Origin of the sequence: Okeania hirsuta, from assembly GCF_003838195.1 — a bacterium.
GTDB lineage: Bacteria > Cyanobacteriota > Cyanobacteriia > Cyanobacteriales > Microcoleaceae > Okeania > Okeania hirsuta.
Genome location: NZ_RCBY01000017.1, coordinates 1 through 24,310, shown reverse-complemented (window position 1 = coordinate 24,310; position 24,310 = coordinate 1). Strand labels below are relative to the sequence as shown.

General features: G+C 35.5%; 14 protein-coding genes and 4 pseudogenes. 10 read left to right on the top strand and 8 right to left on the bottom strand.

From position 1 onward, the window contains the following. The first annotated feature begins 9 nt into the window (after positions 1 to 9). From D5R40_RS39140 to sigC, 4 genes and pseudogenes are all read left to right on the top strand, one after another. Positions 10 to 336: pseudogene (locus D5R40_RS39140) on the top strand (ISL3 family transposase). Positions 337 to 504: 168 nt separating this feature from the next. Beyond that, positions 505 to 714, top strand: a pseudogene (locus D5R40_RS42420) (transposase); the annotation flags it as partial. A 307-nt stretch (positions 715 to 1,021) separates the two neighbouring features. After that, the gene (gene lipA / locus D5R40_RS05005; RefSeq protein ID WP_124145742.1) at positions 1,022 to 1,924 is read left to right on the top strand and encodes a lipoyl synthase; all 903 of its coding nucleotides are present in this window, start codon (positions 1,022 to 1,024) and stop codon (positions 1,922 to 1,924) included. Positions 1,925 to 2,563: 639 nt separating this feature from the next. Beyond that, a complete protein-coding gene (gene sigC, locus D5R40_RS05000; protein WP_124145754.1) occupies positions 2,564 to 3,814 on the top strand; it encodes an RNA polymerase sigma factor SigC in 1,251 nt (416 codons plus the stop codon). Positions 3,815 to 4,285: 471 nt separating this feature from the next. Here sigC and D5R40_RS04995 read toward each other — a convergent pair whose 3' ends face one another. Next, complete coding sequence (locus D5R40_RS04995; protein WP_124145743.1) at positions 4,286 to 4,831, bottom strand: C1 family peptidase; 546 nt, start codon at positions 4,829 to 4,831, stop codon at positions 4,286 to 4,288. A gap of 274 nt (positions 4,832 to 5,105) precedes the next feature. Further along, positions 5,106 to 6,068, bottom strand: coding sequence for an aldo/keto reductase (locus D5R40_RS04990; protein WP_124154316.1), 963 nt, complete (start codon positions 6,066 to 6,068; stop codon positions 5,106 to 5,108). A gap of 535 nt (positions 6,069 to 6,603) precedes the next feature. On the opposite strand from D5R40_RS04990, the pseudogene D5R40_RS39135 reads away from it, so the two are divergent. Both D5R40_RS39135 and D5R40_RS04980 read left to right on the top strand, forming a co-directional pair. Then, positions 6,604 to 7,110 (top strand): annotated as a pseudogene (locus tag D5R40_RS39135) (DUF4347 domain-containing protein). A 564-nt stretch (positions 7,111 to 7,674) separates the two neighbouring features. Then, positions 7,675 to 9,999, top strand: a complete 2,325-nt coding sequence (locus D5R40_RS04980) for an Ig-like domain-containing domain (RefSeq protein ID WP_124154305.1) — start codon at positions 7,675 to 7,677, stop codon at positions 9,997 to 9,999. Positions 10,000 to 10,094: 95 nt separating this feature from the next. Here D5R40_RS04980 and D5R40_RS04975 read toward each other — a convergent pair whose 3' ends face one another. From D5R40_RS04975 to D5R40_RS04960, 4 genes are all read right to left on the bottom strand, one after another. Next, positions 10,095 to 12,632 (bottom strand): glycosyltransferase, encoded by a 2,538-nt coding sequence (locus tag D5R40_RS04975; RefSeq protein ID WP_124154304.1) that lies wholly within the window; start codon positions 12,630 to 12,632, stop codon positions 10,095 to 10,097. A 71-nt stretch (positions 12,633 to 12,703) separates the two neighbouring features. Beyond that, on the bottom strand, positions 12,704 to 13,483 hold the full coding sequence (locus tag D5R40_RS04970; protein ID WP_124145747.1) for a sulfotransferase family 2 domain-containing protein: 780 nt from the start codon (positions 13,481 to 13,483) through the stop codon (positions 12,704 to 12,706). Next, positions 13,484 to 14,218 carry a CatB-related O-acetyltransferase gene (locus tag D5R40_RS04965; RefSeq protein WP_205127426.1) on the bottom strand — a complete coding sequence of 245 codons (735 nt, stop codon included), beginning with the start codon at positions 14,216 to 14,218 and terminating at the stop codon, positions 13,484 to 13,486. 11 nt (positions 14,219 to 14,229) lie between these two features. Then, the gene (locus tag D5R40_RS04960; RefSeq protein ID WP_124154303.1) at positions 14,230 to 17,976 is read right to left on the bottom strand and encodes a tetratricopeptide repeat protein; all 3,747 of its coding nucleotides are present in this window, start codon (positions 17,974 to 17,976) and stop codon (positions 14,230 to 14,232) included. A gap of 1,086 nt (positions 17,977 to 19,062) precedes the next feature. Here D5R40_RS04960 and D5R40_RS04955 point away from each other — a divergent pair. Both D5R40_RS04955 and D5R40_RS04950 read left to right on the top strand, forming a co-directional pair. Further along, a complete protein-coding gene (locus tag D5R40_RS04955; protein WP_124145749.1) occupies positions 19,063 to 19,725 on the top strand; it encodes an ureidoglycolate lyase in 663 nt (220 codons plus the stop codon). A 1,152-nt stretch (positions 19,726 to 20,877) separates the two neighbouring features. Next, entirely contained in the window at positions 20,878 to 21,309 is a 432-nt protein-coding gene (locus tag D5R40_RS04950; protein ID WP_124145750.1) for an NUDIX domain-containing protein, read from the top strand. A gap of 818 nt (positions 21,310 to 22,127) precedes the next feature. Here the strand turns inward: D5R40_RS04950 and D5R40_RS39130 are convergent. Both D5R40_RS39130 and D5R40_RS42415 read right to left on the bottom strand, forming a co-directional pair. After that, positions 22,128 to 22,631: pseudogene (locus D5R40_RS39130) on the bottom strand (transposase family protein). Positions 22,632 to 22,722: 91 nt separating this feature from the next. Next, positions 22,723 to 22,863, bottom strand: a complete 141-nt coding sequence (locus D5R40_RS42415; RefSeq protein WP_375339363.1) for a helix-turn-helix domain-containing protein — start codon at positions 22,861 to 22,863, stop codon at positions 22,723 to 22,725. A gap of 42 nt (positions 22,864 to 22,905) precedes the next feature. Here D5R40_RS42415 and D5R40_RS04930 point away from each other — a divergent pair, with 42 nt between their 5' ends. Next, complete coding sequence (locus D5R40_RS04930; protein ID WP_124154302.1) at positions 22,906 to 23,826, top strand: HAD-IC family P-type ATPase; 921 nt, start codon at positions 22,906 to 22,908, stop codon at positions 23,824 to 23,826. A 248-nt stretch (positions 23,827 to 24,074) separates the two neighbouring features. Then, a complete protein-coding gene (locus D5R40_RS04925; protein WP_240039027.1) occupies positions 24,075 to 24,278 on the top strand; it encodes a hypothetical protein in 204 nt (67 codons plus the stop codon). The last annotated feature ends 32 nt before the right edge of the window (positions 24,279 to 24,310 follow it).

Here is a 24,310-nt window from a genome sequence, read left to right as displayed (position 1 = left end):
GACTTAGAATTGAAAAAACCCATAGGATTATTGGAGAAAAGAAATAAGGAAGTCATAGGAGAATACTTGCGGAGCTTGGGTTCAGAGAGATTAAACCAAATAGAAGAAGTGAGCATAGATTTATGGAAGCCATATAAAAGTGTAGTGGAAGAATGAATACCCAATGCACAAATAGTAGTGGATAGGTTTCATGTAATGAAACAAATAAATGAAGAGTTAGATACCAGAATAAAAATAGAAAAAATCGAGGCACAAAAGTTTAAAAATCAAAAACAAAGAGAGCTAAAAATACCAGGAATAACCTTGATTAAGTATCCCTTATTAAATAAAAAATAGAAGCTGAATTAAACAGAGAAAGAGAAGTTAAAGGAAGTGGAAAAAGTCGCTCATAAATGAATGTCTATGTATCACAAAAAACAGAAGAAAAGAGACATATTTGAAAGTCAAATAACAGGCAATGAAGCTTTGTGGAAGATGGTGGAATAGACTCAATCATGTTATAAAGATTTTCCGAAAAGTTGTCAAACAATCAGAAGATGGATTGATGAGATTTTAGGATATTTTGATCACCGGACAACCCAAGGAACAGTAGAAGGAATTAATCAAAAAATCAAGTTAATTAAAAGGAGAGGTTATGGGTTAACTAACTTTGACAACTTTAGAAAAAGAACTTTACAGTCGTTGGCATTTTTGCTAGTAATTTTTCATATTTAGTCTAGAAGAGCCATAAAAACTAACATCTGGGAGCTAATCACCATTATTTTTGTTTTAATATTTGTAGATTTATTTGACACAGTAGGAACTTGAACAGGATTAGGAATAAAAACAGGCTTACTTTTGTTATTGTAGTGTGGTCTTAGAAGGTTGGGGTTACATATTATTATACAATGATTTATACCTATTTATATAAACTTGATTGTCAATCTTTCGCTACTTCCTAAACTCAGGAATTTACCGAAAAACTTACTTAAACCTCTTGTGGCTATTATGCGACATTTGTTAAACTAAACTTAAGGTAAAAATCACAGCAGAGGAAGAAGTGGTAGTTAAGCCGAACTGGTTACGAGTAAAAGCCCCTCAATGGCAAAGAGTTGGTAATGTCAAGGAAATTTTGCGAGACTTGAATCTCAATACGGTCTGCGAAGAGGCTTCCTGTCCAAATATAGGTGAGTGTTTTAATGCTGGTACAGCAACTTTCCTAATTATGGGACCTGCTTGTACCCGTGCTTGTCCCTACTGCGATATAGATTTTGAGAAAAAGCCTCAGCCTTTAGATACGACTGAACCAGAGCGACTGGCAGAAGCAGTTAAAAGGTTAAAGCTCAATCATGTAGTTATTACCTCTGTTAATAGAGATGACTTGAAAGATGGGGGCGCTACTCAATTTGCCAAATGTATTTCCCAAGTTAGAGAAATTTCACCTCAAACAAGCATAGAAGTCCTAATACCAGACTTATGTGGTAATTGGCAAGCTCTGGAAATAATTCTTCAAACAAAGCCAGAAGTACTTAATCATAATACCGAAACTGTTAAGCGACTGTATCGTAGAGTTCGCCCTCAAGGTGACTATCATCGTACATTAGAACTCTTCAGGCGATCGCGAGAATTTGCCCCAGAAGTATACACAAAATCTGGTATTATGGTAGGTCTGGGAGAAACTGAAGTAGAAGTCCAAACAGTAATGGAGGACTTACGGAGCGTTGACTGTGACATTTTAACTATTGGACAATACTTGCAACCAAGTCCTAAGCACCTACCAGTATCTAGTTTTGTCAAGCCAGAACAGTTTGATCGATGGAGAGAAATAGGCTATTCATTGGGTTTTTTACAAGTTGTTGCTTCCCCCTTGACTCGTAGCTCATATCATGCTGAACAGGTAAAAGAATTAATGAAAAATCATCCAAAGGCTAAAAGTAAGGAGTAGACTTTAGATTTTGCCTCATTTTTGCTACTCAGGAAAGCTATAATCACTTCTAAAGTACATCACCCATCACCCCTGATAGCAAAAATGATCACTGCTAAAATGTGATACCGATCACCTATTATTGTGTCTGAACTAACTTAATAGCTAGAAATTGATTAGTAACTATATTGAGTACACTACACATAAATTAAGTTACAAGCTTTATAAAAATTAAGCTGAGTCAAGAGTAAAGTGTAACCAGCAAAAAATAAAAATAACGATCTATAAGAATTTAACTTCCAAAGTCAGAAACTTCCCGAAGTGATCGGAAACAACCAGTAATAGTGATGAACATTAATATAACTTCTGACTATAGTCACCTTTCTATAGCAGAAGTCTCCGTATACTAAAAATCAAGCCTAGAAAAGTTACCTGGAGCAAAAACACACAGGCAAATGTACTCTTAAGGTCATCGCTAATATATTTAACGTAATATTTAATATAAGCGATTGCCTAAGTTCATTCAGTCTATAATTGTCAATACTCATCAGGAAACAAAATCTAGAGCAAATGCCAATATTCCTCAGAATAAGGCATTTTATCCATAGACTGTCCACTAAGTACAGCCTTTTGTCACTTGGAGCAACTGAGATGATCGCTATGTCAGCTACTTATCGTTACACTGAAGAATCTGAAGAAAAACTGCAAGACAATAATTTACAGACTAATATTTCTGAAGATATAGAGCAAATCATTGATAAACCAGAAACCAATGAATTAGAAATGGAAGATGGAGAAACAGAGAATGCTCAAAAAAGCACTAATCGTAGCACAACTGATTTAGTACGTTTGTATCTCCAAGAAATTGGTCGAGTTGACTTACTAGAAAGAGATCAAGAAGTCTCTGAAGCTCAAAAAGTCAAGCGCTATGTAGAGTTATGGGAGTTACTCAATGAATCAGCTAAAGAAGAAGAAGGCGTAATTCAGTGTTATGTTCAGTTGATTGAGATTCGTAATCGTCTGACAGCTCAGTTAGGACATAGGCCATCTTTAGAACGGTGGGCAAAAGCAGCAGATATACCTGTAGTAGAACTAAAACCTGCTCTGACTGCCGGAAAACTTCGTTGGGCAGAATTAGCAGGTTTAACTGTCAAAGAACTGGAGCAAGCTCAAAGTAATGGTATTAAAGCCAAAGACCACATGATTAATGCTAACTTGCGTTTAGTAGTGTCAGTAGCAAAAAAGTACCAGAATCGTGGTCTAGAGCTTTTAGATTTAATCCAAGAAGGAACTTTGGGTTTAGAAAGGGCAGTTGAAAAATTTGACCCAAGACGAGGGTATCGATTCAGCACTTATGCTTACTGGTGGATTCGTCAAGGAATTACAAGAGCGATCGCTACTCAAAGTCGTACAATTCGCTTACCTGTCCATATTACCGAAAAGTTAAACAAAATTAAAAAAGCACAACGAAAAATTTCTCAAGAAAAAGGACGTATAGCAAAACTTGAGGACATTGCCCAAGAACTAAAAATGACACCAACTCAAGTAAGAGAAGTGTTACTGAAAGTTCCACGTTCAATTTCTCTGGAAACTAAAGTCGGTAGTGATAAGGATACTGAGTTAGGAGAACTCCTAGAAACTGAAGATGCTTCTCCAGAAGAAATGTTGATGCGAGAATCTTTAGTACAAGCATTAAAAGGACTACTAGAAGATTTAACTCAAAGAGAAAAGTCGGTAATTTCAATGCGTTATGGTTTAGGAGATGGTAATCCTTACTCTTTATCAGAAATTGGTCGTTCTTTGAAACTATCTCGGGAACGAGTCCGTCAAATTGAAGCAAAAGCTCTACAGAAACTGCGCCAACCCAAGCGTCGTAGTCAGGTGCAGGATTACTTAGAGTCTTTGACTTAAGTAAAAAAGAAATAAATATGATGTCCTGTTCCCCCTCTGGGGGAGCTACGCTAACGGATAAGAGCGTCAACAAAAAACTTTCTCCTTCTACTACTCTTTCTTCTTCTTTCTTCCCTCCTGACTCCTGACTCCTGACTCCTAAATAATTAAGGTTAATATCATACACGCGCTTCAGCAACACCCATAATTACTTGTATTTCAGATAAAATTGCTATATTACTCTCAGGCTCAACTTTCAGCTTTTGTCAAATAACTGTAGCATGATGGTTTGTATTTCATTGAATTTCACAATATTCTTTGCTATCACTAATTTCTGGCATTTCTTCTTGGGGCGTTGCTGATTCTGGGTATGATTTGATAATTTTGTATTTGGGATTTTTTATTTTGGATGGTTTGAACTACTTGTTAATATTAACTTTTCCCTGTTCCCTGTTCCCTGTTCCCTGTTCCCTATAAACCTACTTTCATACCTTAATTCAGCAATGCCCTTCTTGGCAAAGGGTATTTTCTCGCATCAACCCAAGCTGCACCATAACCAATACGATTAGTATGATAAGCGATCCACATATAACCATCTTCACCCCAGTCAGTACCCCAAGAATTTTTCACTAACCAAGCACGTTTTTCATCATCCCAACCAATAATAGTCACAGCATGATTAGGAGTTCCATAGGCGTTCTCGTTATATACTCCACCCTTGTAGGCATGAAAAACATCAGTCATATATACAGCAGAAACAACCGGATCATGTTTACATAAAGCTTGTTTCATCTGAGACACAGAAGGAATACCGCCGTCGTTACGCACATATTCCCAAGTTGCCGCTTTCAAGGGAGTATTACGCTGGAAACGACAGACAGCATCTGTTGCTTGATAGCGAAAAATTCTTTCTGGTAAATTACCTTGTTCAACCATAAAATTAAACACAAGTCCGTACCAACCACCTTTGCAGGTTCCCCCACCACTACAACGGAGAACGTGCTGTTCTGAAGCATAATTCATCAAGTATAGAACCATCAGAGTAGTTCTTCAGATTACAGAACTGTACAAAAAATCCTTAACTGAACTGTATTGGGTTGTACTGCGTAACCTAATATAATTTTTTTCAGCTCTTAGAGGCAATTTTCTGTTTGGTGTAGGGGCGATATCAAATCAGCTCGGGTTCACTATAAACAAATATTCCAACCGATACGCCATTGCCAAATCTTTCTCGATATTCCCTTCCTGGGAGCAGTAGGGGTGGGTTCCCACACTCCCCACCCTCCCCATCTCCTATCGCCTACAACCTGCTTCAAAAATCCCACATGACAGGGCGATCGTCTAAAGGATCTGTGACTATTCGTCCGATCGCATCAATTTCTGCTAGCTCATCCTCAGATAATTTAACATCTCCAGCTTTAGCATTAGCAGTAGCTTGTTCGGCATTCCTTGCTCCAACTATAGCCTTTGTCTGGGGTTGAGCAATTAACCAGGCGATCGCTAGTTGAGCGAGACTGCACTGCTTACTTTCTGCAATAGGACGCAGTTTTTCTAAGGCTGTTTGCACTCGTTCGTAGTTTTCTTTGATATAAAATAGTCTATTTTTAGCACGAATATCCCCTTCAGCAAATCTGTGGTCTGGTCCGAATTTACCTGTTAATAATCCCTGTGCTAATGAAGAATAAGCAATAATAGAAATATTATTTTCAACACAGTAAGGCATTTCTTCTTTTTCTATTTTTCGCCAGAATAAAGAATAGGGTGGTTGGGTACTATCAATCTGACCATATTGAGCTGCTTCTGCTGTTTGTTCGCGAGAAAAATTAGACACACCAATTGCTCGAATTTTACCCTCTTTTTTAAGTTTATTAAGAGCATTCATTGTTTCTTCAATTGGTACAATTTCACTATTAAATGCACCAGACGGCCAGTGAATTTGATAGAGGTCAATATAATCAGTTTTCAGGTTTTTGAGGGAGCGATCGCAAGCTTCTATTACTTGGTTATATTTGAGATGATTTGGAAAAACTTTGGTCGCTAAAATTACTTGTTCTCGTACATCTGCCAATGCTTGAGCAACTATTCTTTCTGAGTAACCATCTCCATAAATTTCAGCAGTATCAATTGTGGTGATACCTGCATCAACAGCCCCTCTTATTCCTTTGATAGTTTCAGAATCTTCAATATCTGCCCATCCTCGTTTTCCAGCTTGCCATGTACCCATAATGATTGGGGTAATTTCAATTTCAGAGTTACCTAATGTTCGCTTCTCCATCATTGTCTCCTAATTATTCCGAGTCTAATTATAGCTATAACAGATTGTGCATTACAGCGCTTTTGCTGATTGATGAACCACATCGTCATAACCAAAACCCTGTAGGGGCGCCCTTGCGAAGCCCATGCCGTCAGGCTATATGGCCATTCGCCCATACTGTGCCGAAATGAAAACCGCTGTAAGTCAAGAACTAAAATTGAATTTGGGATACTATGGGTTATATATTTTATAGAGAAAATTAACTACATAATTTTACTTGTTGAGAAACTTGGTGTGACTAAATATTTTTGTATAGATATATTTTTGCCGATTGCAGTATATTTATTGATATAGAAAGACAATTTTCAAGTAATTACTGAAACTTTACAATTTCTTTAAAATAAGCCTCAGTAAATTCACGAAAGCAATTTGACTGAAAAAATAAAAAGTACCCCAAACAACTTGTAACTATAACAATAAAAAGCTAAAAAAAGTTAGGATTAATATATAAATATTAAATTTTCAGTTAGACAAATATTTAAAGGTAGGAAATTATATGGTTTCAAAATTATTAGGAGCGATAGACTTTCAGTCCACTGTCGCGATCGCCACTAAATCTATTGTATTTATAGATCCCACTGTAGAAGACTATCAGATTCTTGTTCGTGGAACAAATCCCAAGATTAAAATTGTGATCCTGGATACATATCGCGACAGTATCAAACAAATCACATAAACTTTAATTCGCAACCAGGGAGTAAAAACTGTTCATATAGTTTCTCATGGTGTGCCGGGATGTTTATATTTGGGCAATAGTCAATTAAGTATTAATACTATAAACAATGATTATGCTCAAGAGTTAGAAAATTGGTCAGTTACTAATATATTGCTTTATGGTTGTAATGTAGCTGCAGGAGATGCTGGTGCAGAATTTTTAGAAAAGTTGCATCAGCTCACAGGTGCAAATATTGCTGCTTCGGCAAGGCCAACTGGTAATGTTGCTTTGGGTGGTGACTGGGAGTTGGAAGTTATACCATGCATGAAAAAAGAATGTTACGAATAATAAGTGTGATTAAAAGGCAGGTGCAGGAGATGTCCCTTTGACAGAAAAGAGAATTTATGACCTAAAAACTGGTATTGAAACCATTCCCGTGTGACTCGGTCCGACTGAGTTTCCTTCCTGGGAAGGGCAGGGGTGGGTTGGTTTAGGGGTGGGTTGACTTCTAAGAAATACCCGAGCTATTTGTAGCAAACATTTATCAATTTGGTATTAGATGATCATACAAACATTCTCCAAAAGTTAGATGTAGATTTGTTCAAATTTGAACTATAACCTGGAGATACAGTCAGGTTTAACTTACCAGAAAGGCGAGATGAATCTGATACTTTCATTGCTGACACTCAAGTACAACTTTTTGATGCTGATGGTACTCAACTTAACTGGGAACCAGATGGCTCTGAATACGGTCAGTTTACTGCCGAAAATGCTGGTACATTCTATCTAGGTATTAGTGATTCTGGAAATAGTAGTTACGATCCTACTATTGAAGGTAGTGGTACAAACAGTTATAATTATGTTGAGGGTGGCAATTACCAGTTAACTATTGAAACAACTTCACAAAAACTTATGTCTAAAACAATTCTGTACGACAACACTACTGTTACCCCAGATGATAGTCAAGCAACTACTAATGGTGCTTGGTTTGATTTTGATAAGAGGTTAGCTTCTAATCCTTTTTCGTCTGGTGATGCAGAACAATTTGTCAATGGTACAAATACAGGTACAATTCTGAATACTACAGGCGGTGGAGCAAATCAGACCGATGGTAGTAATAACGATAATACAGCAGGTTACAGTAATTACTCATTAGTAGGGTTTGGTTTCTCTGAAGTTAGAAATGATTTTCCTAAACTCAATGCTGATAATGGCTACACCCTGAGCTTCACTCTTCAAGTAATAGATGAACAAAATACTAATGAAGATATAGATGGGGATGGTAAAAACGATCGGGCAGGTTTCAGTGTCAGTGTGGTTAGCGAAGATACATCAGAAGCGATCGAAATTAGCTTTGAAGAAGACCAGATTTGGGCACAAGGTATAGACCCCAATGCAGATGCAGCTAGCTTTAATTCCCTCATCCAAGCTGAGGTCGTTGATTTTGTTACTACTACTCAAGTCAACTACGATCTAGAAGTATCAGGTCAGGATAATAAATATTATCTATTTGCTGATGGCGAACTAATACTAGATGGCGATTTACGAGATTATTCTGCGGTTAATGCTTCTGGTTTACAGCCTTATGACAATTCTAGCCAGATTAGTTTAAGCGATCGCACTGACGATGCCCGTTCGATAGTTGAATTATCTGAAATTAGTGTTACAAATCCCAGTGCAACTCCCACAGATTTATTGATCTCAGAATATGTAGAAGGTAGCAGCAACAATAAAGCGATCGAGCTATATAACGGTACGGGAAGCGCGATAGATTTAACTGACTATACTCTAGAGTTTTACAGTAATGGCAATACAACTCCTGGCACGAGTATTGATTTATCAGGAACAGTAGCTAGCGGTGATGTATTTGTGTTAGCTGACGTTGATGCTGATGCAACCATTTTAGCACAAGCAGACCAAACAAGCGCGTCTACCTTTTTTAATGGTGATGATGCCATTGTATTGAAAAAGTCTGGTACTGTTCTTGATGTTATTGGACAAGTTGGAACCGATCCTGGTACTGAGTGGGGTAGTGGAAATGTATCAACTCAGAATAACACTTTGCGTCGCAAACCTAGTATTAACAGTGGAGATACTAACGAAACAGATGCTTTCGATCCATCAACTGAGTGGTATGGTTTTGCTACAGATACTTTTGATGGATTGGGGGTTTATCGGGGAAATATTACTGCTCCTAGTGATACTACTGCTCCTAGTGTTACTACCTTCACTCCTGCTGATGATGCGACAAGCATTGCTGTCGAGGCAAATTTAGAGATTCAATTTGATGAGGATATTGTTAAAGGCACTAATGGCGATATTGTTATCAAACAAGCTTCCAATGACCAGGTTTTTGAAACCATGAATGTTACTTCAGCACAAGTTGAGGTTAATGCTAATACTGTAACTATTGATCCTAGCTCTAATCTCGATCCATTAACTGAATATTATGTAGAAGTTAGTTCAGGTGCATTTCAAGATACATCAGAAAATGATTACCAAGGAATTTCTGACACAACTACTTGGAATTTTACTACTGCAGGAGAAACTATAGCTATACGACGAGGAAATCAAATCCTGATTGATGATGACAGTGATGGTACAACAGACCGCACCCTAATATATGGAAGCGGTGCAGAAGAAGACCAATATTTAGTGGGTGACTGGGATGGTGATAATAATGATGAAATTGCCGTGCGCCGTGGAAATGCAATTCACTTCGATAACGACAGTGATGGTACGATAGACGATACCTTATTGTATGGCACTGGTGCAGGAGAAGACCAATATCTCTCAGGTGACTGGGATGGCGATGGTATAGATGAAATTGCCTTGCGACGTGGAAACGTAATGTTCTTAGATGATGACAGTGATGGTACAACAGACCGCTATCTACCTTATGGCACTGGTGCAGGAGAAGACCAATATCTCTCAGGTGACTGGGATGGCGATGGTATAGATGAAATTGCCTTGCGACGTGGAAACGTAATGTTCTTAGATGATGACAGTGATGGTACAACAGACCGCTATCTACCTTATGGCACTGGTGCAGGAGAAGACCAATATCTCTCAGGTGACTGGGATGGCGATGGTATAGATGAAATTGCCTTGCGACGTGACGATAAATTCTTGATGAATTATGATACTGATGGCACACCAGATCGATATTTAGTTTATGGGTTAGGAAATGCGGAAGATGAATACTTGATAGGAGTTTTTTCAGACACTGTAGTGTAGTCTAATTTGATATAAAAAGGGATATCTTTTGACTTTAATTAAGCTCATGGATATCCCTTTTTAGCTGAAAACTATTGACCAATAGTTACCCGTATCTAATTTTCCAAAGATTTTAAGATAGACTTTAAAGTTTCTGAAAAAACTTGAGGAGAACATTCAGTTTCAACTCGCTTCATGGCATTTTTTCTAAGTTTATTCCACAAAGCTGAATCTTGATAAAGTTTGATACATTGTTGAGCAAAATCTACATTATTATCACCAACTAATAATTCTGTTTCATTTTTCCATCCTAACTGTTGAGCAATTAAAGATGTAGTCACAATAGGTAAACCATAAGCTGCTGCTTCATGTACTTTATGAGGAATTCCTGCTGCATATCGAGTGGGAGCTACAAATAATCTGGCCTGATTATAAAATGGTGTTAAATCATCTACTTTTCCTAATACTTTGATTGATGGGTTGTTTAAACTATTTACTTTTTGTTCAATTTCTTCTACAGTATTATTCCCAATAATTATCAATTCTACTGTTAAACCAAGTTGCTCTTGAATCATCGGAAATATTTCCGAAGTTAGCCATAAAATAGAATCAGCATTAGGAGATTTTTTTTCATATATTGAACCCACAAACAGTAAATTTTCTCTTTCTGCAAAAGTTTTAGGAGTAGGATTAATTGATAGAGAATGACCTAATAAACTGACATTAGTATAACCTTGTGAAAGAAATTGTTGTTGTTCTTGGGAGGAAACAGTAATAATATGATGGCTATTTTTAGCTAGCTTAATTTCTTCTTTAATGGCTGTTTGACGTTCTATTTCAGTAAAAGTAATTTGATTTAAACGTTTATATTCATAGTCTCGAATACTAAATATTGCTTCAGCATCATAAATAATTTTGGCTGATTTGAGAATATTTTCTTTAGCTAAAATAGAGTTTAAATGTTTAATATTATGGGGACGACTAATCAAAACTAAATCATAATATCCTTTGCGTTCTTTTAAAAAATCTTCTAACATAATTAACCCATATCCCCGCATAACTTCAACAGTTTGGGGAATATTACAATAAATAGTTGACCAATCTTCGAGATGACTGAGGTCTCCTGGATAAAGGGTGACAAAATAGCCTAATTTAACAAGACTACAGAGAATAGAATGACTGCGGGTATAACCCGAACCTAACCAAGGATGAGGAATTCTATCATCAATAAATAATATGTGTTTTGGTTTTTCTCTAGCTTGAGTTCGAGCAAATATTAAATTCTTCAGTTCAGTAGAATATTGAGACGAAAACCAGTCTTTGTGTTTTTGTTGAAATATCTTTTGATTTTTTTCCATCAGAGCGATCGCCTGTTTGCTGGAACCTGTATTACTGGAACTAGCAAACTCATAATGGAGAATATTTACATTGGGGTCGTAAATAATTTTTTTCCCTAATTTTTGCAGTCGCACACAATAGTCAGTTTCCTCAAAATAAGCTGGTTGATAATCTTCATCAAATCCTCCTAATTGTAAAAATAAATCCCGTCGAGTTAAGAGAAAAGCTGCGGAACAATAATCAACAGTACGTTTAAATTGATATTCTGGTGCAGTGGGTGAGTTTCCGCGTCCATATCCTAAGCAAGTACCATCTTGCCAAATGATACTTCCCGCTTCTTGGAGAGTACCATCGGGAAGGATTAGTTTTCCACCGACTGCACCAATATCATCTGAAGATTTTATGGTTTCGAGAGCGGAGGGGATACTATTGCCGAGAATTTGAGCATCATTATTTAAAAATAGGAGATAGTTTCCTTGGGCAATTTTGCTGCCTTGGTTACATCCCAGGAGATAGTGCAGATTTTGATGATTGAGGATAATTTTTGCCCCGTTTATCTGTTGTAGCAGTTGACGGGTGGTATCAGTGGAGTTGTTATCGACTAATATTAGTTCAAAAGATTTAAAGGAGTTTCTCAGAAGGGAGTATAAGCAGCTTAAAGTTATTTCTGCTCGGTTATAAAGAACAATAATGATGCTAATTTCTGGATTTTCAATTTTAGGGAAATTTAGTTGAGAGTTGGTATTGAGGAAGCTATCAAGGGTGATTTGATTAAGAGTATCAAGAGTTTGTTTTGCTTGGTCTAGTTGAGGAGTTTGGGGAAGAGACGGGGTTAGGGAACTTAAGGAATTTTGAGTAGATGGAAAACTCTCTGCTAAGGGATGGTTGGGTTGCAGTTGGAGAACTTTTTGATAGGCAAGTTGAGAGCGGTCAAATAATCCTTTTTTGGCAAACGCTTTTCCTAACCCCAAGTAAATTTCGGCATCATTGGGAGAAATTTCTAATGCTTGATAATAGGTTTGTAGATCGTCTGGGTTTTGTTGAATTTTCTGTTTGTAATAGTTAAGCAGATTAGTTTTTTCTGCTTTTGCTTGTTGTTGTAGAGCATCCCCGATTTTTTGATGTATTCCTGGGAAGTTGGGGTTGAGTTCGAGAGTGCGTTGGTAAGAGGCGATCGCTTCTGACCATCGTTTAACTTGGGTTAGTGATTCTCCTAACTCGTAATAAGATTGGTCATTAGGATTTTGTTGAACAATTTGATATAGTTCAATAATGTATTCTCCAACTTTTTCATCTTTGTAAAATGAAGAACTCATTTTCTTTTGTAATAAGTAAGTTTTGTATTAACTCTATATTTTTATAGGATAATAACTACCTTTTGACGTGATTAATGTGGAGGAAAAAATTTTTTATACAGTAAATTGTCCAATTCACAAAATTGTTCTATTTGTTGAATAACATTTTTATCTGCTCCTAACTCTTTCAATTTTTCTAATCTATCTTTAGCTTCTATAGTTTTATTCTGATTAACTAGGTAATTTTGAGAATTAAAACTTTTTGTAGACGTAATTTCTGATAAATCCTTTTTAAGTCTAGCTTGCCAATCATTAATATTATATACTTTATCTAAAGTAGACATATTTTCTAACGCTAATTTAAGAATATCTTCTGTATCTTTCAATATCTTATCTTTGCTAAGATTTTTTAATTTAGACCGCCCATTATAACTTCTACCTGCAAAATAATAAGTATAAAAGTTATCACAATGATCGTCTATAAAATTTCTAATAGATGTTTTTTGATTTACAAAATAGTCATAAGGAGAAAGAACCAAAGCCGCTTTTAAACCTTGTTTGTCACTTGCTTCTAACTCTTCTTTACTAAGTTTATTTGCTTCTTTTCTGAGATAGAAATAAAAAGATAAGATACGATCGCAAGGTTCTCTTAAAACAGTAAAAGTAAACTTATGACCTGGTAAGCTATCAAAAATACACCAGTCAAAATGTCCTGAAAATACCTGGTACTTATCCATTTCTTGCTTTGAGTAAGACAATAATTGATTATTGTCCCTAGCAGGACAAACTTTGTCTTTTCCTAAAAAATCAATTAATAGTTGATGGACTGATTGACCAGCAGTTTTTGGTATATGTAAAAAAATTATTTTCATCTATTTAAAAGTCCCTAAAAAAACTTTATTGGGTCGGTATTGTTTTTGATACTTTTTTAACTCTTCTATTTTGTCAACTGCTTTATTAATATCTTGAAAATCAATTTTTCCCAACTGCCAAGGAGAAAACTTCCACCACTGTAAAGCTTCTAAACGAGGAATTAATTCTTCATCTACCCTATATTTTTTCACAACAGCAGGGTTACCAGCAACTACAGCATAAGCTGGAACATCTTTAACAACAACAGCTCTAGCGGCAACAATTGCACCATTACCTATAGTAACACCAGCACGAACATAGGCTCCATGACCTATCCAAACATCATTACCTATGTTAGTTATTTTAACTTTAGTTCCAGGAACTTTTCCAACAAAATGAGAAATATATTGATGATATGATGTTGACTCGTCAAAAGAATGACCTACATCAAACAATTTTTCTGGTAGATATTGGAAGGGACTTGTGCTTAACCATGTAGTGGGATGATCCTGTCTTCCTATTTGTACATCTTCACCTATGGATGTATATCTACCTATTCTAGTAGCAAAGGAAAAACCACTAACTTGATAACTAAAAGCACCTAAATCTAATGAGTATTCAATACTGGCAAACTTCACACTACAAGGAGGTTCAAACCAACAGGAATTTGGCAACAAAAAAGTATTTGGACGTAATATTTCTACTCCATATTCTCTAAGTTTAGTTTTTAACTCTTTGGTAATTTCAATTTTCATAAATATCTATTTTAGAACAAATAATAACTATTCAAGAATGACTGTGAATAATAGTTGCCAATATTAACAGTATCTTCTTGCTCACGACATTGACTAGCAAAACTATATAATGCCTCAACCAAAGAAGCAACATTAACATTTGGCTCAATTAAATAACCTACTCCTAGCTTGCGAACCCTTTCACCTACTGCTCCTATATCAAAAGCAAAAGGATATAAACCATTTTCTAATGCTTCACTAAGAGTATAGCAATAAGTTTCTGGCCATGTACTAAAGAAGGCAGCAAAATCTAATTTACTTTTACTAATTAACTCATTTAGTTCTTCTTGTTTATAAGAGCCATAAATAGTAACATTTGACAATTTTTCAAATAAATTATTCTTTGCAGTTGTACCAATGACAATAAATTCAATTTCCTTCTTGATTTTGGCAGCATAACTGGCACAATCATAAAGAGTATTTAGACCTTTTATTTCTGATATACCACCAATTAAACCTATCTTAATGCTAGATTCATCATCATTTTGAGAGTGTAGAGTAATAGTTTTTCTTACTTCAGGATGATATCTTAATGTAAACTCTAATTCAGGAAAATATTTGCTCATTCTTGTAGTCATATCTTGACTAGGTACAAAGATTTTTCTGGCTCCTTTTAAGAAATTTTCTGAGTTTGAACGCCAGATTTCCATACTGTCTATTTCTTCGTATAATTTTTGTAGACTGTTATGGGCACCATGCTCTTCAATACATAATTCACATACTTGAATAGGTGGTTCTTGACAATATTTACCTTCACCCTGACTCAGACTCACCCTGGGACAAATAGACGCATAATCATGGAGAGTAACGTCGTAGTTAAGAGCTAATTCTTTCAACAATTTATCAAGAAAATTTTTAGAAAAACCTATTGTATGGTGAATATGAACATGAAATACTCCTAAATTTTGTAGATCTTGAATTAAAGTTTTCCCATCATTATTCAGATTATATCTTGCTAATAAATCCAACTTTGGATAAGTTAATTCAACCCAATCTTTTGATTCAGCATCTGGTTTAAGAATTAGACTCTTTATATTTTCTGAATCCAAAATATAAACTAAATCTTGCAAATATTTTTCAGTGCCACCTCCCAAGTTATGATTAATCATTAAAATGAAGCGATCGCCACAACGTCTTAACCTTTCTAAATCAATATTTCTCCGTGCAGTAGCAAAAATATCTGACTTAATAAATTCCTGAATAACTAAATCATATTCAGGATATTTTTCAGCAATTAATTTCATACTACGATTGATTAAATTAATCTTATCACCAACAAAAGATTGACTGCCAACGTGCTGAATAAATACTCCTGTTGCTGCAATATGTCGCCAACCTAAATCTAAAGCTCGTTGACACCAGTCAACTTCTTCTCCATATCCTTTACCCCATGTTTCAGCATCAAAATAACCAACTTCTCTCAAAGCATCACGGCGAATGTACAAACAAAAACCATGACCTGAAGGAACTTCAATCGTCACATTTTGATTAACTTGCCGACATATTTGAGCTAATTCTTCTAAAGTCAAATCTTTAGGTATATCTTCAGTTTCTTGACAATTAATAGGATAACTAAAAATTGTTGCATTATTACTAAAAGGTGTAGCTGTGGCAATTCTTTCTTCTTTATAGACCGCTTCTCGTAAATAGTCCAACCAATAATCTGTTACATAAGCATCTGAGTTTAGCAAGACAACATCTGACTGTGTATCAGACATCATTCCATTATTAACAGACTTGACAAAACCTTCATTTTCAGGGTGTTTAATCAATTTTATCTGACCTGAATTAGCTAACTCATCTAAATAAGTATGAATTTCTAGTTCAGGACTACAATCATTAATTACTGTGATTTTATATGGACGGTTTCGCTTAGATTGAATGACCCTTTCTAAACATTGTTGTGTTACTTTTAAATTTCTATATACTGGAACAATAACATTTAATGAAGCTTCTTGTTTTACCGATCGCCACCATGATAATTGGTGATATGTTTTGCCATTAAATAATTGTTGTTCATTTTTTTGTTGATGTCGTGTGAAATTCTTGAAATTTGGAAATACGAATTTAGTGAGCCATTGTTTTTCACCATCTGTTAAGAAATCAAATCCCGATACTTTTTGGTTCAATAATGAAATGGTGTTAGTTTTTGCTTCTTGTGAAATTACCATAATAGGAGTATTAAGGATTGGCAAATAAGAATCTTTTAAAGTGAATACTATTTCACTACCTCGCAACCTTTCCTCAGATAAATTTACAAAAAATCCCAATTTAGAAAAACCAAAAATTTCTCCTACATCATCTCTTTGTAAATTGGCTACAATTGACTGATACTTTAAGCCATTTACATAAACATCTAGTTCTAAACTATTGTGAGGTGAGTTAATATCAACTATCCAGCCTTCAATTCGCGTACTATTGACAACATCAATATTGCCCTTGATTTGCAAACTAAAATTTCTGTGTAAAATTATTTGTTGATTATCTAAACTTTTTATTTCTAATTTATGCTCTTTTCCATCCAAATATTCATCAGGTATAGTAAATTCAAAACCATATTTACCTTTTTCTAGATCATTGATTTTAGATTTATTATAATCATTACAAATAATTTGGTTGATGTTTCGACGATCAATGTATAGATTTATTGTTAATATTTTGGTTGAACCTTGCTGTTTAAATATCCAACCTTTAATACAATTTCCTATACATTCTTCATAAATTAAACTAATAAGTTTTTCATCAATAGCCACTGTTTCTTCTTGGTTCTCAGTTGCGATTTTTTCTTGAGCTAAATTTCTGTATTTTTGCCAGTTTTCTGTAGTTGTTTCAGTATGACTTAATTTTGAATTCTCTACCTCTATCTTCAAAACACCTGAATGTATTTTTAGTGCTTGTTGGCAAGCTGCAAATACAATTGCATTTTCCTCTATTTTAACTAAATTAGGTTGAATTTGAAGTGCCTTTTGATAAGCATCAAAAGCTTTTTGATACTCCCTCTTATCATACCAAGCATTTCCTAAACCTATATATAATTCAGCATCATCAGGCTTAATTTCTAATGCCTTTTGATAACTTTCTACATCTGTCGGGTCTTTCTCAATCGCTTGTCGATAACAACTTAATGCTTGCTCTAATCTTCCTTTAACTTGCTGATGCAATGCTTGATTGAATTTTTCCTCGACTTTAGGGGAAAAATTAGGTTGAATTTCCATGAATTGACGATAAGTAGCGATCGCCTCTTCCCAATTCCCCAACTTTACCAATACATCCCCTAAATTATCATAAGTCCAAGCAAAGTCAGGATTTAATTCTATTGCTCGACGATAAGCACTAACCGCCTCTTCCCACTTTTCTAACTTAACTAAAACATCTCCCAAGTTATTATAAGACCAACAAAAATCTGACTTTAATTCTATAGATTTATGATAATTAATAATCGCCTCTTCTAACTCTCCTATTTCTGGCAACAAATTCCCTAGTTTATGATATACTTCCCACAATTCTGGGTTGATTTCAACTGCTTTTTTATAAACATTTATTGCTTCTGTTTGATCTCCTGTTTCTACCAAAGCATCACCTAAAAAGTGGTAAGCATCTGCAAAATTTTGTTCTCTTTCAATTGCTTGACGATAAGCAGCGATCGCCTCTTTCCATTCTCTCTTTTTTGCTAAGGCTTTACCTAAGCTGAAATAAATTTTTGCCTGTTTAACATTCATTTTTTGCTGTTTTGTGAGCGATACAAATTTTTTTGAAGTTTCCTCTATTACCTACTCCTGTCTGATATATCTAGATCAATAATACAGCTATTTGCAGAGATAATCAGTACAGTAACAACAGTGAGTAAAAAAAAAATTTTATTTGCTCCAAGGAACACAACTGAATACCTAATATCATCTTCGTTTAATTAGTTATACTAAAGTTCTTAGGTGGTAGGTCGTAGGTGTAAATTCAAGCTCTAACACTGGAAACCGAGCACAAATTTGGGATATTCCTTCCAGATAACTTCAATAGAAAATTTTTATTATACTTAATCATCCGGACATGGTATAATTCTAACAACTTGGTTACTGCTTCAAAGTTTATGGGAAGAAATCTGCGGATAAATGCTTTTAGTTCCTACCGTAGATGCTTGATGGGATTAAATTCTGGTCAATAGGGAGATAGATACACTTATTTACAATTTTTGGCGTTGCTGATTTGAGGTATGAAATTCAACTAGTGGTAAATTTTCAGCCAAAACAATACTGCAAATTATACCTATTTCTTCCTAATTTAATCACCGAAAAACTTGTTTCTACCTACTGTGCTGACTCGGTCCTCCTGACTCACTCCTCGGTCTTCCTGTGAAATCATACATTTATTCAGCAACGCCCAATTTTTATATGGGTGGTTGATTCAGGATTATTTTAGAGGGTTTGAACTGTAAATATGCGAGAGAGAACTAATCTACTACCGCTCCAGGCGATAATTTGGGACCTAATTCTTCTTGGATAAATTGTTGAAAACTTTCTCCATTCATTTAATATTATTACTATTGTACCTAATAGTTCTGCAAAACGCTGTATTTTGCCATAGGGTAGGATGAGCGAACAGTAGTTAGATAGGATTAATCATACCAAATTCAAAAAAGATAGTTACACTAGAATCAGAACAAAACTTTTAAGAGATTTGCAAAAGACAACGGCAAGCAAATGTAGAAATGGCTGTTTGTTGAAACACAATTATCTAGTTGACAGAACTCTGCTAAGTCAATGATAGAGGCATTTTAGTCTCATATAAAAGCGCTGTAATATTTTTAACCAATGATACAACCAATTGATTATCTTTCTCCTGATGTACCCCTGGAACTGCCTTGGTACAAACTGCCAATTGTCATCGCTACACCTGAGTCACTCAAAGGTTATGGACAACTGGTAGATGATTATCGAAATTTTCCCATTGAAATTGTTACTTGGCCTGCTCAAGGTTGGCGTTCGATAGATGTAGATACAGGTAATCAAGGTGGTACTACTGCAGGCAATTTTGATGTGTGGTGGGAAGGAGATTTTTTGTATGGTAGAAACCAAGCAGTGAACGATCAATATCTATTTGGTTGGTCAAAAAATCCTGGGGAAGCTCAAAAAATTCCCCAGGAAAAATTAGATCGTTCTTGTGTTTTGTTATGGCATACAAATTATCATCCAGACAGTGGGCAATTATTTTTCCCTCTGAATAGTTCGCCATTTGTTGTACCTTTAGCTTTACCTGGTGATGATGTGAAACCAGAAGATTTTAAAGCTTTTTATTTTGATGGCACTCGGGGACTATATATACATCCTAATATTTGGCACGAAGGAATTTTTCCACTAACTTCAGAAGCTAGTTTTTATGATTGCCAAGGCAAGGTTCATGCCAGAGTTAGTTGTAATATTGCTCAAGAGTTTGGTTTGTTTCTTTCTGTACCCTTAAAAAAATTAGATAATTAATTTTATAATAAGTATTTTGACTTAGTTACTTTTCTTAATATTATCGGTCAGACTAATGAAAATATTTTGCTTGAAAAAGGTGGGGTTAATAGGCGATCGCTCCAATAATCATATTTATTAGAATAAAGTTTTTACCTCGATCCCCTATCTGATAACCCTCTAATCTCTAGCCAAGTTTCTTAATTATATTTGGAATCCAGCTCAATGCTAAGTAAATTAATCCCAAATAAACTGTAGCTGTTAGTAAAATGTAAAACCCATCAAAGTCTATCATTATGGATACCCCCTAGCTGTAATTTTTTTCTCTCTAATACTCTTATTATTGTTTTCAAGATCATGACATCTCCTAATTTAGTACCTCAATAGGGTGAAACCTGGAACTACCAGTTGGGTTAATCCGATGCCATCAACCATTTATCGCCTGTCTCTTAACAAAATGCGCCCTAGTATACATTCCCAATTTTTATTGGTAATTAATATCATATACTAATCCTAACATAAATCATTTTTTTGAGAAACAGACCGCTAAAGTTTTTCTACAAATATCTAAAATATAACCAAATAAAGACTATAAAAATATAAATCATAAAAAAAAGTTATATATTTGAATATTGATGTAGAGAATTCGATCTTATATATTCAGCTATGAGGATTCTTGATGATGTTTTTTCAGAGGTTGTATCTGGCCTAAAAGTTGTTGAGCAGTTCTGATGAACTTTTAATCTCAGAGAAAAGAGTATAATTATTGTTTTTAATATAGATAAATGAGATAAATCCAAGTATAACTACTTAGTAATAAGTTTATTAATATTTAGAATATCTGAAAACTTTTTTGTGAAAGTCTTTAAGATTACATATTGTCCAACTAAAAATGAATATACATCTCAAATGGTATCAATGTCTGGGACCGGCGTTTTTTGACTAGGAGTCAGGAGGACTGAGGACCGAGTCAGGAGATCAGGGGAAAGCATAAAGGAAAAAGGTGGAAAAATACTCCCCATTTCCCTAACTCTCCATCTCTTTTTAAATAAATCTCAAATGAGTTGTATGTGACTAGAGCGATCGCATTTTTATCAGCTCAAATACAATTGCTAAATAACTAGACTTATACTTAATATCTGAAAGAGGTTGAGTTAATTTTAATTAAAATAAATGCAAACAGAAGTAAGATTGAGAGTAGCAGTATTGGGGTTCTTCGTCGCAGACAATCAAGTTTTGTTGTTGCATCAAATGACAGACCCAGAACCTAATTGTTGGGACTTACCAGGAGGGGGACTGCAACCACAAGAGACCCTGATGGAGGGACTAGCGCGGGAAATTAGAGAAGAAACAGGAATTACTGATTTTCAAGTAGAGCGACTGCTAACAATAGCAGAGAATTTTTTTCCTCAAGGGGAGGGGAAGGTACTTCATAGTTTAAATATTATCTATCAATGTAGGGTGGAACCAAAACCAACTAATCTTAGTAGTGACGATCCAGAAGTCGGACCTCTGGGTATTAAGTGGTTGGCGATCGCGACTCTGACACCGCAGATGTGTTCAAATAGAGTTTGGACAGCATTACAAGCAGCAGATTTGGTGTAAATTTGAAAGGAAGAGGGAAGAGGTTCAATAATTGATAATTGATAATTGATAATTACCTCTCCCTAAAAGCTATCCCTTATAAGGAACTCCTGAAAACCTTGTGGTCAGCAGGGGAGCAGAGGAGCAGGGAGCAGGGGAGAAAGGAGACAGAATTATAGTAGATAGGAAAAACTACTTCAGTTATCAAAAAAAATGTACTTTTTAATACACTTTTTCTCTGACAAAAACCTTTTCAAGACTTATACATAACTTGTCTATTTTGTCAATTTTTATGTTAAGAAAGATGTTTATAAAGCATAGCCCTAAAAGGAAGAGGATTGAATAAAAGGAAAATTTTTTTCTCTCTTGGTCGATTGGATATGCTTAGGAAACCCATCCATCCCTCGACCGTTTGTTTCTCCACGGCGAGTTAGAGGATTTTTACCTTAATTATTCGGTAAACGGAAGAGGGAAAAGGAAGGAAGACTATTGAGCAAGAAAAAAACTTAAATTTCCTGTAAATATTTACCCTTGGGTTTACACAAACGATATAGTGCGGACATGATATTATCATATAGCGTTTCTCAGACTAATGAGGTACACCTATCTTTTTCTATTCTATTCCCTATTCCCTGTTCCCTGTTCCCTAAAACAAACGAATTTTGTACCTTACGCTTTTTGATAATTGCTATATATTGGAATTATATTGGAATAGTATTTAAGCAGGTACACAAAATTAATTACACATTTTTTAAGACTAAGTTACTTATATTGTAAACATTAGACTTGTCGCGAAATAAAACCTTAAAGTGAAATGGGAAAATTCTGGTTTTCACTGATTAAATTATCCTGCCATTAAGTAGAAATTCCAGAGTCCAGCCGCAGTGAACATGAAGCGATCGTCGCGCATCTTTAATGTGATTTCGATACAATCCTCTCCCTGCATTATATCTCTTCACGCCAGATATTGTATGTTCACATTTGACGCTAACGCTACTTTTCTCTCTATTGAAAAGTTTTTGTTCCTCAGTTAATTCCTTTCCTTTAGGTTTTTTCGTGGGAATTTTGATGTTGACGAATTCCTTCTGTAATCCCTGGAAACCCAAATCTACATGAATTTTCACTTCCAAAAAGCACAAAATCTACCAATTTTTCGCGCGTCCAACTGCCGAAGGCCCATGAACCTTGCCCTCTCTTGCTTTTGATAGGACGAGGACCCTTTTATCTGAGTCTGTCATGATCAGATGTTGACTCCTATGGCACTTTTTTTTACCTGAGTCATGATTTTTCTGCTTTTGCTGGTCTTTTGGACGCTGGATTGGCCGTTCCGTACCATCAATCATCACTTCTTTGGCAGATGGAAACCTGCCAATGAATTCTTCAATGCTTTGTAACTTACGTTCTGGTAAGGCCATTTTTTTCCCTAAAGCACTCTCAGGGCAACGGTTGTAGTCTTAACATCCAATAGTGTGCTCGGCTGCGGTGTAAGTCAAACAATATTCCTGCCACATCAAAGGTAGGGTAACACTTGAAGTAGAACAAGATAAAAAATAGCTTGTCTTTGGCCTCTAACAACCGCGCTTTTCTCCCTCCTCCTAAAGCTCGAACTCTAGGTTTTTGGCAAAAGAGCGTTCGCGGAGGGTGGCGGAGCGCCGTATCGCTTCCGAGACAGAAGGTAAACTTCAGGTGACAGATATTGTCACAAAAAATGGCTTGACTAAACCAGATTTAATCGAAGTAGCAGCTAAAGTTGAATCTTTATCAAATCATCCTATTGCTCAAGCAGTTTATAAATATAATTCTAGGAAAATTGATAATTCTGATGTTTCAGAATATCAAGAAATTGCCGGGTGTGGAATTAAGGCAAAAGTTGGTAATAAAACAGTTATTGCGGGAGGCGATCGCCTGTTACATTTAGAAGATATTCAACACGATATTTGTGATATTGGAGATACTGCAGTTCATTTAGCAGTTGATAGTAAATATGTTGGTTATATCGTAATATCTGACCAGATTAAATTAGATGCTGCTCGGGCAATTAAATCTTTGAAAAATTTGGGTGTGGAAAAAACTGTCATGTTAACGGGAGATAATCAAACAGTTGCTCAACGGGTGGCAGAAAATTTAGATTTAGATAGTTATGAAGCTGAATTATTACCAGAAGATAAAGTCAATGCCATTGAAAAATTACTATATCGGAATAATAGGAAAGTTGCTTTTGTTGGTGATGGAATTAATGATGCTCCGGTTATTGCTCGTGCTGATGTTGGTATAGCAATGGGTAGCATTGGTTCGGATGCTGCAATTGAAACTGCGGATGTTGTAATTATGACCGATGCTCCTTCTAAGGTTGCTGAAGCAATACAAATTGGCAGGAAAACGCGTCGCATTGTTTGGCAAAATATTGGTTTTGCTCTAGGAGTAAAGGGGTTGTTTATTTTGTTGGGAATAGCAGGGTTGGCAAATATTTGGGAAGCAGTATTTGCAGATGTGGGTGTAGCGTTAATTGCGATTTTTAATTCTAGTCGAGCGTTATGAAGTCAGAAGTAAAAAATTCAAAAGTCAAATTTGTAGTGGCGTGACACAGCTAAAATCTAGACTCTGAAAAGTATTTAACAACCCGTCGTAATGTACCATTTTCTATAAAGTCAGAAGTTCGTTGAACTTAGTCCTAATATGTTCGATCAAAGTTAGTGCAATTATAATATTAAATACCTAATATTAAGGAGTTAATTAAACCGATAAATGCTTACAAAAAATCTCTAATAATTGATAATCCTCAGCAGTTGGTTTTATCAGATTTACCATTTGCAGCAGGTCAAAAAGTGGAAATCATTATTTTAGCTGAAGATCATAATGAAGTTGATAGTCAACTAGAGGAATTACGTCAAAAAATTGATCGTGCAACTGAACAAATTTTAGCGGGAAATGTGAAAGATGGAGAATTAGTTTTTGAGCAGTTACAAACTAGTGCAGGATGGCAGAAATAAGTGACCAGTAGGAGCAATGCCCTCTTCCTGAG